Source organism: Streptomyces sp. NPDC057638 (assembly GCF_042800315.1).
Taxonomy (GTDB): domain Bacteria; phylum Actinomycetota; class Actinomycetes; order Streptomycetales; family Streptomycetaceae; genus Streptomyces.
This window is the reverse complement of the sequence record NZ_JBHVHF010000211.1, coordinates 1-14484: the sequence shown is the minus strand read 5'-3', so window position 1 is coordinate 14484 and position 14484 is coordinate 1. Positions and strand designations below refer to the sequence as shown.

10 protein-coding genes are annotated in these 14484 nt (G+C 72.6%); 5 read left to right on the top strand and 5 right to left on the bottom strand.

Features of this window, described 5'->3' with window-relative positions:
* Positions 1-230: 230 nt before the first annotated feature.
* Positions 231-1847: a methionine--tRNA ligase gene (gene metG, locus ACFVIM_RS24665; RefSeq protein ID WP_384305151.1), complete on the bottom strand. Its 1617-nt coding sequence runs from the start codon at positions 1845-1847 to the stop codon at positions 231-233.
* Positions 1848-2168: 321 nt separating this feature from the next.
* Positions 2169-4238 (bottom strand): VWA domain-containing protein, encoded by a 2070-nt coding sequence (locus ACFVIM_RS24660; protein WP_384305148.1) that lies wholly within the window; start codon positions 4236-4238, stop codon positions 2169-2171.
* Between the two features lie 335 nt (positions 4239-4573).
* Here ACFVIM_RS24660 and ACFVIM_RS24655 point away from each other — a divergent pair, with 335 nt between their 5' ends.
* Positions 4574-6631 (top strand): PhoX family protein, encoded by a 2058-nt coding sequence (locus tag ACFVIM_RS24655; protein WP_384305146.1) that lies wholly within the window; start codon positions 4574-4576, stop codon positions 6629-6631.
* Positions 6632-6678: 47 nt separating this feature from the next.
* Positions 6679-7071 carry an RNA-binding S4 domain-containing protein gene (locus ACFVIM_RS24650; RefSeq protein ID WP_384305144.1) on the top strand — a complete coding sequence of 131 codons (393 nt, stop codon included), beginning with the start codon at positions 6679-6681 and terminating at the stop codon, positions 7069-7071.
* A 172-nt stretch (positions 7072-7243) separates the two neighbouring features.
* Here ACFVIM_RS24650 and ACFVIM_RS24645 read toward each other — a convergent pair whose 3' ends face one another.
* Together ACFVIM_RS24645 and ACFVIM_RS24640 are read right to left on the bottom strand one after the other, a co-directional pair.
* Positions 7244-9349, bottom strand: coding sequence for an FUSC family protein (locus ACFVIM_RS24645; protein ID WP_384305141.1), 2106 nt, complete (start codon positions 9347-9349; stop codon positions 7244-7246).
* A gap of 131 nt (positions 9350-9480) precedes the next feature.
* Positions 9481-10653 (bottom strand): TetR/AcrR family transcriptional regulator C-terminal domain-containing protein, encoded by a 1173-nt coding sequence (locus tag ACFVIM_RS24640; RefSeq protein ID WP_384305139.1) that lies wholly within the window; start codon positions 10651-10653, stop codon positions 9481-9483.
* A gap of 175 nt (positions 10654-10828) precedes the next feature.
* Between ACFVIM_RS24640 and ACFVIM_RS24635 the strand changes: the two genes are divergently transcribed.
* Both ACFVIM_RS24635 and ACFVIM_RS24630 read left to right on the top strand, forming a co-directional pair.
* Entirely contained in the window at positions 10829-11341 is a 513-nt protein-coding gene (locus ACFVIM_RS24635) for an ester cyclase (protein ID WP_384305138.1), read from the top strand.
* A gap of 323 nt (positions 11342-11664) precedes the next feature.
* Positions 11665-12474 (top strand): MBL fold metallo-hydrolase, encoded by an 810-nt coding sequence (locus ACFVIM_RS24630; RefSeq protein WP_384305136.1) that lies wholly within the window; start codon positions 11665-11667, stop codon positions 12472-12474.
* Positions 12475-12661: 187 nt separating this feature from the next.
* Here the strand turns inward: ACFVIM_RS24630 and ACFVIM_RS24625 are convergent, their stop codons facing one another.
* The gene (locus ACFVIM_RS24625) at positions 12662-13528 is read right to left on the bottom strand and encodes a hypothetical protein (RefSeq protein WP_384305133.1); all 867 of its coding nucleotides are present in this window, start codon (positions 13526-13528) and stop codon (positions 12662-12664) included.
* 303 nt (positions 13529-13831) lie between these two features.
* Here ACFVIM_RS24625 and ACFVIM_RS24620 point away from each other — a divergent pair, with 303 nt between their 5' ends.
* Positions 13832-14221 (top strand): hypothetical protein, encoded by a 390-nt coding sequence (locus ACFVIM_RS24620; protein WP_384305131.1) that lies wholly within the window; start codon positions 13832-13834, stop codon positions 14219-14221.
* Positions 14222-14484: the final 263 nt, after the last annotated feature.

Genomic DNA, 14484 nt, shown 5'->3' with positions numbered 1-14484 from the left:
CCCCGGGACGGTGTCCCGGGGCCCGGGGGCCTTGTGTCTCCGCTGACCTGCCGGTTCGTCGGTCCGCTGACCTGCCGGTTCGTCGGTCCGTTGACCTGGCGGTCCGTTGACCTGCCGGTCCGTTGACCTGCCGGTCCGTTGACCTGCCGGTCCGTTGACCTGCCGGTCCGTTGACCTGGCGGTCTGTCGGCCTGCCGGTCTGCCGGTCCGTTGACCTGCCGGTCGTGGGGTCAGTCCTTCTTCGGCTCCTCCAGGCGCGGGAAGAGCACCGCGCCCTTCGTCACCGTCGAGCCCGCCGGGAGCAGCCCCCAGGTGCCCGCGTCCTGGACCCGCTGTCCGGCGAGGGAGCCGAGGGACGCCTCCGCGCCCAGCGAGTCCCACAGCGACTGCGAGGTCTGCGGCATCACCGGGTGGAGCAGCACCGCCATCGCGCGGAGCGACTCGGCCGCCGTGTAGAGGATGGTGGCCAGCCGGGCCTGGCCCTCCGGGGAGGTGTCCTTGGCGACCTTCCACGGCTCCTGCTCGGTCAGATAGCCGTTGACCTGCTTGACGAAGTCGAAGATCGCCAGGATGCCGCCCTGGAAGTCCAGCTCGTCGCCGATCTTCCGGTCCGCCGTGGCGACCGCCGTGGCCAGACCGTCCCGGACCGCCTGCTCGGCGTCCCCGGCGGCCGTGGCCTCCGGCAGCGCGCCGCCGAAGTACTTGCCGACCATGGCGGCGACGCGCGAGGCGAGGTTGCCGTAGTCGTTGGCCAGCTCACTGGTGTAGCGGGCGGTGAAGTCCTCCCAGGAGAACGAGCCGTCCTGGCCGAACGCGATGGCCCGCAGGAAGTACCAGCGGTAGGCGTCCACGCCGAAGTGCGAGGTCAGGTCCTGCGGCTTGATGCCGGTCAGGTTGGACTTCGACATCTTCTCGCCGCCGACCATCAGCCAGCCGTTGGCCGCGACCCGGCCGGGCACCGGCAGGTCGTTCGCCATCAGCATCGCGGGCCAGATGATCGCGTGGAAGCGCAGGATGTCCTTGCCGACGAGGTGCACATCCGCCGGGAAGGTCTCCGCGAACTTCGCCGGGTTCTCGTTGTAGCCGACCGCCGTCGCGTAGTTCAGCAGCGCGTCGATCCACACGTAGATGACGTGCTTGGGGTCCCACGGGACCTTGACGCCCCAGTCGAAGGTGGACCGGGAGATCGACAGGTCCTGGAGGCCCTGCTTGACGAAGTTCACGACCTCGTTGCGCGCGGACTCCGGCTGGATGAAGCCCGGGTTCGCCTCGTAGAACTCCAGCAGCTTCGGACCGTACTCGCTGAGCTTGAAGAAGTAGTTCTCCTCCTTCAGCAGTTCCACGGGCTTCTTGTGGATCGGGCAGACCTTCTGCCCCGCGTACTCGCCCTCGCCGTCGATCAGGTCGGCGGGGAGCTTGTACTCCTCACAGCCCACGCAGTACGGGCCCTCGTAGCCGCCCTGGTAGATCTCGCCCTTGTCGTGGAGATCCTGGACGAACTCCGCGACCCGGTCGGTGTGCCGCTTCTCCGTCGTACGGATGAAGTCGTCGTTCGCGATGTTCAGGTGCTCCCAGAGAGGCTTCCACGCCTCCCCGACGAGCTTGTCGCACCACTCCTGGGGGGTGACCCCGTTCGCCTCGGCAGTGCGCATGATCTTCTGACCGTGCTCGTCCGTGCCGGTGAGGTACCACACCTTCTCGCCGCGCTGACGGTGCCAGCGCGTGAGCACGTCGCCTGCGACGGTCGTGTAGGCGTGGCCCAGGTGAGGAGCGTCGTTGACGTAGTAAATGGGGGTCGTGACGTAGTACGCCTTCGCCCCCTGCTTCTCGGATCCAGTGGCCGCCATGCCCGGAATCCTAACGGTCGGGAGGAGATCGACTCACATGGTGAGAACGGGGGTGGGGTGCGGTGACACGCCCGGGACGGGGGTGCGGGCGGGCCGGTCCGGCGGCGGTACGGCAGCCGTCCAGCCGCAGTCCGGCAGCCTTCCGGCCGTGGGCCTTCCGCCGTCCCCGGCAGTGGTCGCCCACGGTGGCCGGGCCCTCGCGGTGGGTGGCGGCGAGGGCCCGGTGCCGTCCCCGGGCCGGTGCCGTCCCCGGGCCGGTGCCGTCCCCGGGTCGGGGGCGGGGTCTCCTCGGGTCAGGGGCGGGGGCGGGGTCTCCTCGGGTCAGGGGCGGGGGCGCCAGGTGCTCAGCAACCCCGCGAAGAGGGTCTCGTCCGCCACTTCACCGGGGGTGGGGCCCGCGTGGAAGTAGCCCGCGTTCTCGGCCGAGAGCCTGCGGAGGTAGTCGAACGCCTTCGCCTCCTGCTCGCCCCAGGCCACGAACTGCCAGAACACCGGCTGGTTCGCCGCCCGTGCCAGCGCGGCCGTCGCCGCCGTCTTGGACTCGGGCGCCCCATCGGTCTGGAAGATCACGAACGCGGGCGCGGCGGCGTCGCCGGACGCCGCGTGCAGCGCCAGGACCTCGTCGATCGCGACGTGGTAGTTGGTCCGGCCCATCCGGCCGAACGAGGCGTGCAGCTCGTCGATCCTCCCGTCGTACGCGTCGGGGGTGAGCTCCCCCGTACCGTCCACCTCGGTGGAGAAGAAGACCACTCCGACGGAGGCGCCCGCCCGGTCCTCCTCGCGCGGGCCCGCCAGCTCCACGGCGAGGGCGAGCGCCTGCTCGCCGAGCCGCTGGGCGCTGCCGTCCTTGTAGTACGGACGCATGGAGCCCGAACGGTCCAGGACGAGGTACACGCGGGCGGTGGTGTCGCCCAGCCCGGCGGCGCGCAGCGCGGCACGGGCGGGGGTTACGGGGGTGGGGTCGGTGTCCGTGGTGGGGGTGGGGTCGGGCTCCGGTGTGGTCGCTTGCTCCGCTTCCCGGACCACCGCGTCCGGTACCCCTACGTCCGGTACCGGCTCGGTGGTGGGCTCGGCCGAGGTGGCCTCGGGCTCGGGCTCGGTGGCCTCGGGCTCGGTGGTGGGTGCCGGGGGCTCGGGGGCGGTCTCCGCCGTGGGGGCGGGCCGCTGCTCGGGCTCGGTGGGCGGCTGCGCTGCGGTGGGCGGCTCGGGGTGCGGCTCGGGCTCCGGGGTGAGGGCCGGGGCCTGCTCCGCCTCGGTGGCGGTCACGGTCGCGGGGGGCTCCGCGGCCGGAGCGGGCGCCTCAGTCGCCTCGGGTGCCGTGGGCTCCTCGGGGGTGGGGTCGGTGTCCGTGGTGGGGGTGGGGTCGGGCTCCGGTGTGGCCGCTCGGTCCGCTTCCCGGACCACCGCGTCCGGTACCGGCTCGGTGGTGGCCGCGGCGGTCGCGGGGCCCGGAACGTCCGCCGGGGCCTGCTCGGGCGTGGCTTCCGTGGCGGGGGCCGTGATCTCAGGGGCGGGGGCGGCCGGGTCGGCGGCCCGGTCCTCGGCGATCCGGGCCGGGGACTCGGTGGTCTCGGTGGTGGTTTCGGCGGTGCTCTCCCGGGCCGGTTCCACGACCGGTGCGGCCGGTTCGGGGCGCGCCTCCGTGGCGTGGGGTTCCGGGGTGGGTTCGGCCTCCGCCCGCGGTTCGACGGCGTCCGGGCGGGCGTCCGCCATGGCGTCGGCGGCCTCGGCGGCCTTCGGCTCCGGCTCGGGGCTCGCCTCGGGCTCGGGCTCCGGCTTCGGGTCCGCCTCGGGCTTCGCCTCGGCCACCGGCTTGGCGGGCTCCGGCTTCGGCTCCGGCTCTGTTTCCGGCGTCGCCGCGGTGGCGGGCGGGACGGTGGATGTGTCGGCCGTCGGCTCCGCGTCGGTGGCGGGCTCCGCCGCCGGAGTCCCGGTGCGCGTCCCGGCGGACGGCTCCTGTACCGGCTCCGGGCGCGGCTCGGGCTCCGGTTCCGTACGGGACTGCCGCGGCACCGTCGGACGTACCCGGGGCTGCGGGTTGTCGAAGGCGGCCGACACCAGCTCCGCCGCCCGCGTGGCTGGTGAGCTCTTCTCGGTGGGTGCGGTGGGTGCGGTGGGTGCGGTGGGTGCGGTGGAGGCCGGTGCCGCGGGCGTCTCGGGCTCCGGCTCCTCCTCCCTCGGCGGGACCGTCGGCTTGGCCGGTTCCGTACGTTCCGCCGTACGTTCCGCCGGACGTTCCTCCGTACGCTCCTCGACCCGCTCCTCCGTACGCTCGGACTGGGCCGGTACGGAGGAGGGCGACGAGGGCGACGGCGACGACGGCTCCGTGGACTCAGCCCGTCCCGAGCGGTCGCGGCCGAACACCTTGCGCAGCAAGCTCCGAATGCCCATGTGCGAGCCTTTCGCATGAGTGCGGTTGGAGTACATGCCCACCTCTGACCCGGGGCCGCCAGGGTTGTTCCGGGCCGGTCCTGGCCAGAGCGGACACGTAAGGTTATCCGCCATGCCGCGACGGCCTCAGCGGGGCCATGGAGCGGACCCCGCCGGGGCGGTGGTTGTCCCGGTGGCCGGTATCCGGCGGCCCGTACCACCTCACTCCACGACTCACCTTCACTCCCCGTTCACCCTGAATCCGCCGCATCACCCATGTTTCCCCCCTAACGTCACCGCCGGAGATCCCAGGGACTGTCGGCGCGCCGGGTGCGTGCCGGAGGAGGAACGACGACGTGCGCAGACTGCTGCCGCTGCTGAGCACCGCACCGCACGCGGGAGGGCGCTCCGCGCTCACCTGCCGCTACCGCTGTGGTGACGCCTGCTTCCAGGAAGTGCCGAACACCAGCGACAACGAGTACGTCGGCGATGTCATCGCCCGTGCTCTGTCGCGCCGATCGATGGTCCGCGCCGCCGCCGTGGTGACCGTCGCGGCCACCGCCGGGGTGGCCACGGTCACCGGCCCGGGCGGTGGCGCGAGCGCTGCCGCCGCCGTCCCGGCGCACCGGGGCGCGACCGGCGCGGACCGGGGCGCGCGGGGACTGCGCTTCACGCCCGTCGCGCCGAACACCAAGGACAAGGTCACCGTCCCGTCCGGCTACACCCAGGACGTCGTGATCCGCTGGGGCGACCCCATCCTGCGCGGCGCCCCCGCCTTCCACCCGGACCGTCAGTCCGCGCAGGCGCAGGCGGGACAGTTCGGCTACAACAACGACTTCCTCTCGCTGCTGCCGCTCCCCGGTGAGCGCGGCCGCCAGGTGCTCGTCGCCAACCACGAGTACACCGACGAGATGCTCATGTTCCGGAAGTACGACCCGGAGCGGCCCACCCGTGAGCAGGTCGAGATCGCCTGGGCCGCGCACGGTCTCTCCGTGGTCGTGGTGCAGGAGGAGCGCGGCACCGGCCGGCTGACGCCCGTCACCCGCCACCACCTCAACCGCCGTCTCACCGCCACCAGCCTCTTCAAGGTCACCGGCCCGGCCGCGGGCAGCCGCCTGCTGCGGACCTCGGCCGACCCGAGCGGCACCCGGGTGCGCGGCACCCTCAACAACTGCGCGGGCGGCACCACCCCCTGGGGCACCACACTCCATGGCGAGGAGAACTTCAACCAGTACTTCGCCAACGGCTCCAGCGAGACCGACCAGCGGTACGGCATCGCCGCGGGCCCCTCCGAGCGCAAGTGGGAGAGGTTCGACAAGCGCTTCGACGTCCAGCGCGAGCCCAACGAGTCCCACCGCTTCGGCTGGGTCGTCGAACTCGACCCCTACGACCCCGACTTCACCCCGCGCAAGCGGACCGCGCTCGGCCGTTTCAAGCACGAGGCGGCGCAGCCCCGGCTCACCGACGACGGCCGCCCCGTCGTCTACATGGGGGACGACGAGCGTTTCGACTACTTCTACAAGTTCGTCTCCTCCCGGTCGATGAAGCGGGGCGACTCCCGCGCCGCCCGCGAACACAACCGCACCCTGCTGGACCACGGCACCCTCTATGTCGCCAAGCTCTCCGGCGACAGCCCGGGTGACATCGACGGCTCCGGCCGTCTGCCCGACGACGGCGAGTTCGACGGCTCCGGCGTCTGGATCCCGCTGGCCACCGGGGACGTCTCACACGTTCCCGGCATGACCGCCGACGAGGTCTACGTCTTCACCCGTGTCGCCGGGGACAAGGTCGGCGCCACCAAGATGGACCGGCCCGAGGACGTCGAGCCCTCGCCCCGTACCGGCCGCGTCTATGTCGCCCTCACCAACAACACCGACCGGGGCAAGCCCGGCAAGCCCGGGGCCGACGAGGCCAACCCGCGCGCCCTCAACAAGCACGGCCAGATCCTGGAACTGGCCGAGCACTGGGACGACCCCGCGGGCGACGGCTTCGCCTGGCGCCTCTTCCTGGTCGCCGGGGACCCCAAGGACCCGTCGACCTACTTCGCGGGCTTCCCCAAGGAGAAGGTCAGCCCCATCTCCTGCCCCGACAACGTCGCCTTCGACCCCCACGGCAATCTGTGGATCTCCACCGACGGCAACAAGCTCGGCTCCCACGACGGTCTCTTCGGCGTCGCCACCCACGGGTCGCGCCGGGGTGAGCTGAAGCAGTTCCTGACCGTGCCGATCGGCGCCGAGACCTGCGGACCGGTGATCCAGGAGCGCCGGGTGCTCGTCGCCGTCCAGCACCCGGGCGAGGTCGACGGAGCCTCGGTCGAGAAGCCCGCCAGCACCTGGCCGGACGGTCCGGGCCGACTCGTCCGTCCTGCGGTCGTCGCCGTCTGGCGCAAGGACGGCCGCGACATCGGCGTCTGACTCGAGCCGAACGCCTTCGGCCCGCCCCGCGCCGTAGAGTCGGATGCATGGATACCGAAGGGACAGAAGGGACCGTACGGGTCGACGCCTGGATCTGGTCCGTACGTCTCACCAAGACCCGTTCCGACGCGGCCACCGCCTGTCGCGCCGGTCATGTCAGGGTCAATGGCGAGCGCGTCAAGCCCGCCCACGGCCTCAAGGCGGGTGACCAGGTGCGGCTCTTCCACGCGGGACGTGAGCGGGTGGTCGTCGTCTCGAAGATCATCCGCAAGCGGGTGGGTGCCCCGGTCGCGGTGGAGTGCTACGTGGACAACAGCCCGCCGCCTCCGCCGAGGGAGCTCACCGCCTCGGCAGGAGTGCGCGATCGTGGCGCGGGCCGCCCCACCAAGCGGGACCGCCGTGACATGGAACGCCTCAGGGGCGGAACGCCCTCGGCCTGAACGCGGCCCGGGAACCACCCCGCGTGGCAACCCCTCGTACACCGGTCATACGACCGTGTTCGAGGGGCCCACGGGCGGATGGACCCTATGGCTCATGTGGCCGGTGTACGGGGCGTTCCGTCCGGCTCCCGGCGCGGCTCACTCCGCGGTGCCCCGCCGCTCCCGCCATGGCTCACTCCGCCGGGCTCCGCCGCTGTCGCTCCCGGCGCGGTGGTGAGGCGATGGCCCTCGCCGCCGTCACCTCGTGGCGCAGCGGTGCCAGTACCCCCTTCTCGTCGCCGGGCAGTACCGCCCGTACCTCCACCAGCACTTCGCTGCTGCGCAACCCCTCCGCCAGCTCCCGCAACTGGCGCTCGACCGCCGCCACCTCCTCCCCGCTCGGCGGGGTCGCGCCGTGTTCCACCCGGACCCGCGCCCCCGTGATCGCGTCCACGATCCGCTCGACCGCGACCACCAGGGGCCACCAGGCCGCCGCCCGGTCACCCGTCGGCGGAGGCTCGGTGAGCGCCCGCTGGAACTCCGACCGTACGGCGGACAGTTCGCGGTAGATCCGCCGTCTCCGGCGTACCTGCTCCGTACGGTCGCGTCCGTCGCCCGTCGTGAACGCGCAGCCCACATAGCCCGCGGTCTCCTCCACCGCGGCCGCCAGCCGGTCGCCGATCCGGCTGTGCCAGCTCTCCGGCCAGATCAGATAGCCGACCACCAGCGCGATGACACAGCCGATCAGGCTGTCCGTCAGCCGGGGCAGCACCAGCCCGAACCCCTCACGGTTCAGGGTGTCCGAGAGCAGCAGGATCACCGGGGTGATGGCCGCCGTCTGGAAGGCGTACCCCTTCGCCGAGAACCAGGGGATCAGCCCCGCCAGCAGCATCATCACCGGCACGTCCCACCACCCGCGCGGTACCGCAGCGAGCAGCACGGCCGCCACCAGCAGTCCGGCCGCCGTGCCCAGGGCCCGCAGTACCGCCCGGGAGAAGACCGACCCGAAGTCGGGCTTGAGGACGAAGGTGACGGTGAGCGCGACCCAGTAGGAACGTTCCACCTCGATGAGCGACACGAGCGCCTGGGCCATCCCGATGCAGAGGGCCAGCCGCAGCCCGTAGCGCCAGGACGCCCCGGAGAAGAGCACGCCCCGGGCCGTGGCCCGGAACCGGACGCTCAGCGTCGCGGGCCTGCCCAGCCGGTCACCCTCCTGGTACGGATCCGGATCGGTCGCGTAGACCACGGTCGCCGCGTGCCGCAGCGCCGCGTCCACCGCCCGGTCCGCCGGTCCCTCCGGCTCGGGCAGCGTCAGCTCGGGTGCCTCGCCCTGTGCCCGCGCCCCTTCCTTCGTGCCCCGTGCCTTCGTGCCGCGTGCCTTCCTGCCTCGTGCCTTCGTGCCCTGCCCTTCCGCGTGCTGTCCCTTCGTGCGCCGCTCTTCCGTGCGCCGCCCTTCCGGGTCCCGTCCCTCCGTGATCGTCCGTGCCAGTTCCCGTACCGTCTCCGCGATCTCGGCGCGACGGGAGGCCCTCCCGTACAGATGCGCCGCCGCCGCTGCCTCCAGCAGCGGCATCAGCACGTTGAGCTGCGCCAGCAGCCGCACCAGAGGACTGCGTCTGCCGTGGTCACGGGCGCGGCGGGCCAGGATCAGGTCATAGGCGTGGTTGAGGGAGTCGGTCACCTCCTGCCGCCGTTCCTCGTACCCGGGGGTCCCGGCCGCCGCGAACAGTTCGGCGACCCCCTGATAGGTGGCGGCCACCGCGTCCCGCTCCGGTGTCTCGCCGCGCAGTGGCCAGCCGAGCAGCGAGAGCAGCAGGACGAACAGTCCGCCGACCGTGAGCAGCACGGGCGCCAGCCACCACGGCTCGGGCATCTGGAGCCCGGCGCCCACCACCGCGTTCAGCAGGAGCAGCAGCCCGGAGACCGAGGCGACCGCGCCGATCGACGAGATCATCCCGGAGACCAGGGCGACCAGCGTCAGCACACCCACGGCCACCCAGCCGTGCCCGTACACCAGGGTGCCGACGGTCACCCCGATCGCGCCGAAGAGCTGGGGAACGGCGATATGGAAGATCCGCATCCGATAGGCGTCGGCGGTGTCGCTGATGACCCCGGACATCGCGCCCATCGACGCCAGCGCCCCGTACTCCGGCCGCCCGGCGGCCAGCCCGGCCGCCAGCGGTACGGAGAGCGCCACCCCGGCTCGGGCCGCGGCCGCCCACGGTACGGGTGCCGAACGCGGTCTCAGGCCGCTGAGCAGCCACTCGGGTGGGGACAGCCGTCCCGCTTGGGTCTCCATGGTCACCATGTGACCCATGCCCGCGCCCGAGGGCAAGCCCGGCCAGGCCCGTCAGACCCGATGCCCCGACCCGGGGAGTCCGGTCTGACGGGCCGGCCCGGCTCCCCCGTACCGCCCCGGACCGCGCGGCGCTAGGTTCGCCGGTCGGTGTTGGCGCCGGAGCCAGCAGGGTCGCTCGATCCGCCAGGGTCGCTCGATCCGCCGGGGTCGCTCGGTCCGCCGGGGTCGCTCGGTCCGTCGGGGGTGCTCGGTCCGCCAGAGTCGCTCGGTCCGTCGGGGCCCCTCGGTCCGCCGGGGGCGCGAGAACCGCTGGAATCGCCAGATCCGTCGGAGCTACTGGAGCTGCCGGAGTCGTTGGGGTCGCCAGATGCGCTGGAGTCGCCAGATCCGTCGGAGCAGCAGGTCCCGCTGGGGCTCGCGGTGCCGCCGGACCGGTCCTTGGGCTCGTACGAACGCAACGCGCCGATCAGCAACTCCACACCGAACGCGAACTCCTCGTCGTGGTCGATCGCCGCCGGTGTCGGCGCCGCGCGGGCCACGGAGGAGAAGCCGGACTCGGTGCGACGGGCGGCGCGCTCGCCTCCGGGCTCCTCGTCCGCGCCGGAGAAGGCGGGAGAGGCGTGGAACTGCCGGAGCAGCGCGCCCACCTGGAAGGCGGCGAACGTCCGCAGCGCGTGCACCGCCAGCCTCTCCTCGAAACCGTGGTCCAGCAGGACCGAGAGCGAGCGGTCGACCGGTGCGAGGGCGGTCGAGGTGGAGAGCTGGTGGGTCAGGACCAGTTCGCAGGCGCGGGGATGCCGGAGCGCGGCGCGCCGGAAGCCGTGCGCGGCGGCCCGGACGCCGTCCTCCCAGCACCCCTCGAACCGCTCGGGCAGCCCCATGTCCACGGTGAGGCGTTCGGTGACACCGTCGATCAGGTCCGCCTTGCCGCCCACATGGTTGTAGAGCGACATGGCCTGCACACCGAGGGCGGCGGCGATCCGGCGCATGGACAGCCGTTCCACGCCTTCGTCGTCGATGATCGCCAGCGCGGTGTCGATGATCCGTTCCCGGGAGAGCGGCTCACGCCTGCTGGTGGGGGATCCGGGGGGCGTGAGGGATCCGGGGGATATGGGGGACTCGGGGAGTGTGGGGGATCTGGTGCTCGTGGCGGAGTCGATGGTGGTGGGGGATCCGGTGGTGGTGGGGGATCCGGTGGTGGTGGGCGTTTCGGACGGGCGGTCGACCGGTCCGGCCCCGGACGCGGTGGGGGCCTGCTCTGTGTCTGTGAAGGGCCCCTGTTCTACGACTTCTCCGACGGGCATACGGCGGCTCCTGCGTTTCCCGGGTCTGGGGTGACCCGTGCGTCGATGACTTACGGTTGACGTAGCTCGTCTCGATCCCGGCTCACGCCGAACTCAGGGCATGGGCCGCACAGTTGTCTCACCACGCTGTACGCCGCTGACCGCCCGGTTGTTCACCCTTGGAGGTAGGGGATCGATGAGTACCGGCACGCGCGAGGACGCGAACGAGGACGTGGGCGAGGGCTTACGTACCGGCGATGAGCTTCGGAAGGTGCGGGAGACGCTCGTCCGTGAACATATGGAGAGCGAGAATGCCAAGGAGTTCGAAAGGACGTTGAGCACTTTCGATCGCCCTCGGTATGAGATCGTCCCGACCGGTCAGTTCCATGTCGGGCCCGATGAGGTCTCCGCCTACTACGAGACCACCCGCACCGCCTTTCCCGACCAGCGCAACGAGCTCGTGTCGCTGCGGCACGCGGACGATGCGGTGATCGTCGAGTTCGACCTCCTCGGCACACACCGGGGGGAGTTGCTGGGGTTTCCCCCGACCGGCCGTTCCTTCCGCTGCCGGATGATCGCGCTCTTCCTGTTCGAGGACGAGCGGCTGGTCTGCGAGCGGGTGTACTTCGACACGGCCACGGTGTTGTCCCAGCTCGGACTGTTGCCCGCGCTCCCTCTCCCGGCCCCGCGGCCCGCCGACGCCAGGTGATCTCCGGGGAGCCATGAGGTGTCCCCGGGCGGGATGTGCCTGTTCGCGCGGTTCGTACCGGCGCTCCGGCGCGGCTCGCACGCGCTCCGGAAGGCGTGGGATCCGGACGCGTGATCCGGACGCGCGATCCGGACGCGCGATCTGGATAGGGGAGCTGGATAGGGGAGCTGGATGGAAGATCTGGACGCGCGCGATCCGGTCACGCGCGGCGCGGTTCGCGCGTGTTCTGATCTCGCGTGATCTGTTCATACGAGGGAACCTGAGCTGATCGTTCGCCGCGCGCCACCTCCGTACCCCGCGTCGTTCAGGGAGGAGCACTCCTCATGCCCACGGTCCACCACCTCAACTGTGCCCCCATGCGTCCCCTTGGCGGCTCTCCGCTGGTCGCCCACTGTCTTCTGGTCGAGACGGACGACGGGCTCCTGCTCGTGGACACGGGGCTCGGTACGGAGGACGTCACCAACCCCCACCGCCTCGGCGCGTTCTTCCGCCGGTCCATGCGGCCCTCGCTCGACCTCACACTCACGGCGGCCCACCGCATCCGTGCCCTGGGGCACGACCCGGGGGACGTACGCGATGTCGTCGTCACCCATCTCGACCTCGATCACGCGGGCGGGCTCTCCGACTTCCCCGAGGCGCGCGTCCATGTGCGCGGCGACGAGTTCCGGGCCGCGACCCGCCGCGCGACACCGCTCGAAGCGGGCCGCTATCTGCCCGTCCAGTGGGCGCATGGGCCGCGGTGGATCCTGCATGAGACGGCGGACGCGGACTGGTACGGCTTCGCGGCGAGCCCGGTCCGGCGGTTGCCCGATGTCCTGCTGGTGCCGTTGCCGGGGCACACCCGGGGCCACTGCGGGGTCGCCGTCCGCACCACGGACGGCTGGCTGCTGCACGCGGGCGACGCGTACTTCTTCCATGGCGAGACCGATCCGCGCGAACCGCGCTGTCCTCGTATGACCGCCTTCCACCAGCGTCTGGTGGCGCAGGACCACGCTCAGCGCGCGGCCCAGGTCGCGCGTCTGCGCAAGCTGCGGCGTACCGCCCCGGAGCGGGTCCGCGTCTTCTCCGCGCATGACACCCATGAGTTCGCCGACCTCGCGGCGTCTCGCGTCCATGCGAGCTCGGCCTCCTGAGCCGTCCCCCTTCCGTACGCCGCGCTGACGGCTCTCTCGCGCCGTACGGGACGGGGGTGGGACGGGCCTGGAGGTTGGGCGCGACGGGGCGGGGCGGGATGGTGGGGCGGTGGCGGTGGCGGTGGCGGGGCGGGCGCGGCGGGATGCGGGTGGGGCGGGGTGGCGACGCGGGCGCGGGAAGGGGCGCTCAGCGCGCGCGGCGGCGCCCGGAGGCGTACGGCAGCGCTTCCGCGAGCCCCTGCCCGCGCCCGGCCCACCACGCGGTGATGGCCAGCGCGAGCCCCACCCCGACCAGACACCACGACGCCAGCCGCAGCGTCGCCGTCAGCGCGTCGAAGACCGCGCCCGCCGCCGCGCGGTCCACGTCGGCCGGCAGATCGCCCAGCGTGAGGGCGCGCCCGACAGCGACGACCAGACGCAGCAGCAGGCCCCCGACGGCCACGGCCAGGCCGAGCGCGGCCAGCGCGGGCAGCCGTCGTCGTGCCAGCGGGACCGCCACCACCGCCAGCAGCAGGGTGCCCACCGGAAGCCAGAGCCCGGCGGCCTGGAGGTCGTCGAACGCCGCGCGCGCGGCGCCGAGGCGCCGTGACTCCACCACCGTGATGGTGATGTCGGCGACCGGGATCTGGTCGGCGAACGGCACCCCGTCGGTGATCAGCTCCCGCTTCACCTGCTCGATCACGGGTGCTAGATCAATACTGGCGGCGTCCCCGTCCTCGCTGGTCAGCGCCTGTTCGACGGCCGTGTGGGCGGCCCGGTTGACCGTGTTCCAGGCCGTCGCGTACGCGGGGGTCCCGGCGAACGACAGCACCGCGTCGCGCACCAGGTCCCGTACGCCGCCGGTGAACGGGCCCACGTCGACCTGCCGGATCACCTCGTCGGCGATCCGGTCGGCGACCGCGCCGCGCACGGTGGGGTCGGCGGCGAGCGGCGCCATCGCGGAGACATAGCCGTCCGTATCGCCGATCTCCCGCTCGGCCCACACGGCCAGCGCGCTCAGTGGCGTCAGTACGGCCACGAGCGCGATCAGCACCGTGGACACCGCTGTCGACATCGCCGGGAGAACGCTCCGCACGTCTCCAGGGAACGTGCGCTCCCGTCCCGCCGCGACCGGTGCTCGGCCGACTGGTACTCGGCCGACCGGGCGCGCCGCGTGTCCGCGCGGAGCGCGTCCATGTCGCGCGTCCATGTCGCGCGACACCGAGGCGGTCCTCGGGCCTCCGCGCCCCGGCCCGGCGCCCCGGCGCTCCGGGCCCGGTCGCGCGCCCTGCCCTGACCTGCCGCGCACGCCGACTTGCCGCGCCCGGCGCCCGGGTGTGCCCTGAGAGGACGCGGTACGCGAGGAAGGAGCCCCGCCATGGCCACACACGCGACGGCGTCGGCACGCCACCACCACCCCACCACCACGACGCGCAGTTGGGCCGTGCCGCTGGCCCTCGGCGCCCTCTTCGGCTTCTACGCGGGTTATCTGCATCGCACCGGGGTGCCCGTGAGCTGGTGGGACGTCCTCTACGGCTTCGTGGCCGGGGTCGTCTTCACGGCGCTGGCATACGGGCTGGGGCGGATCCAGGGGCGGCTGCCCCGGGAACTGCGCGCCGGGGCGTACGGGGCGCTGTGCGGGGTCGCGATCGGCTTTCTGCACAGCCTCACCGGGGACAGTGTGCTGGCCTCCGCCGGAATGGGGCTGATGTTCGGCCTGGCGATGGTCGTCGTGTCCTTCTACGTCTTCTACCAGCGGGAGCCCTGAGCGGGTACGGGCGAGCGCGGCCCGTGGGGGCGGGCGGTGCGGCTCCACCCGTGCGCGTACCCGTGGTCACCGGGTCCATGGCGCTGTCCCGCCGCCCGGCCCCGTGAACCGGCCCGGCCCCGGTGTAGGGGTCCGGACCGCCCGGTGAACGGGTCCGGCCAGAAGCGTCGTGGCTGCCGGGGTAGGCCCGGAGGCATACGCCAGAACCGGGCTCGCGGCAGTCGGAGACCGCCTCGCGCGGCCGCCAGATTCGATCTGGCGGC

Bases quoted from the DNA above. Each gene is read 5' to 3' on its own strand.
- metG (WP_384305151.1), bottom strand. From the start codon at position 1,847: ATGGCGGCCACTGGATCCGAGAAGCAGGGGGCGAAGGCGTACTACGTC.
- ACFVIM_RS24660 (WP_384305148.1), bottom strand. From the start codon at position 4,238: ATGGGCATTCGGAGCTTGCTGCGCAAGGTGTTCGGCCGCGACCGCTCG.
- ACFVIM_RS24650 (WP_384305144.1), top strand. From the start codon at position 6,679: ATGGATACCGAAGGGACAGAAGGGACCGTACGGGTCGACGCCTGGATC.
- ACFVIM_RS24645 (WP_384305141.1), bottom strand. From the start codon at position 9,349: ATGGAGACCCAAGCGGGACGGCTGTCCCCACCCGAGTGGCTGCTCAGC.
- ACFVIM_RS24640 (WP_384305139.1), bottom strand. From the start codon at position 10,653: ATGCCCGTCGGAGAAGTCGTAGAACAGGGGCCCTTCACAGACACAGAG.
- ACFVIM_RS24635 (WP_384305138.1), top strand. From the start codon at position 10,829: ATGAGTACCGGCACGCGCGAGGACGCGAACGAGGACGTGGGCGAGGGC.
- ACFVIM_RS24630 (WP_384305136.1), top strand. From the start codon at position 11,665: ATGCCCACGGTCCACCACCTCAACTGTGCCCCCATGCGTCCCCTTGGC.
- ACFVIM_RS24625 (WP_384305133.1), bottom strand. From the start codon at position 13,528: ATGTCGACAGCGGTGTCCACGGTGCTGATCGCGCTCGTGGCCGTACTG.
- ACFVIM_RS24620 (WP_384305131.1), top strand. From the start codon at position 13,832: ATGGCCACACACGCGACGGCGTCGGCACGCCACCACCACCCCACCACC.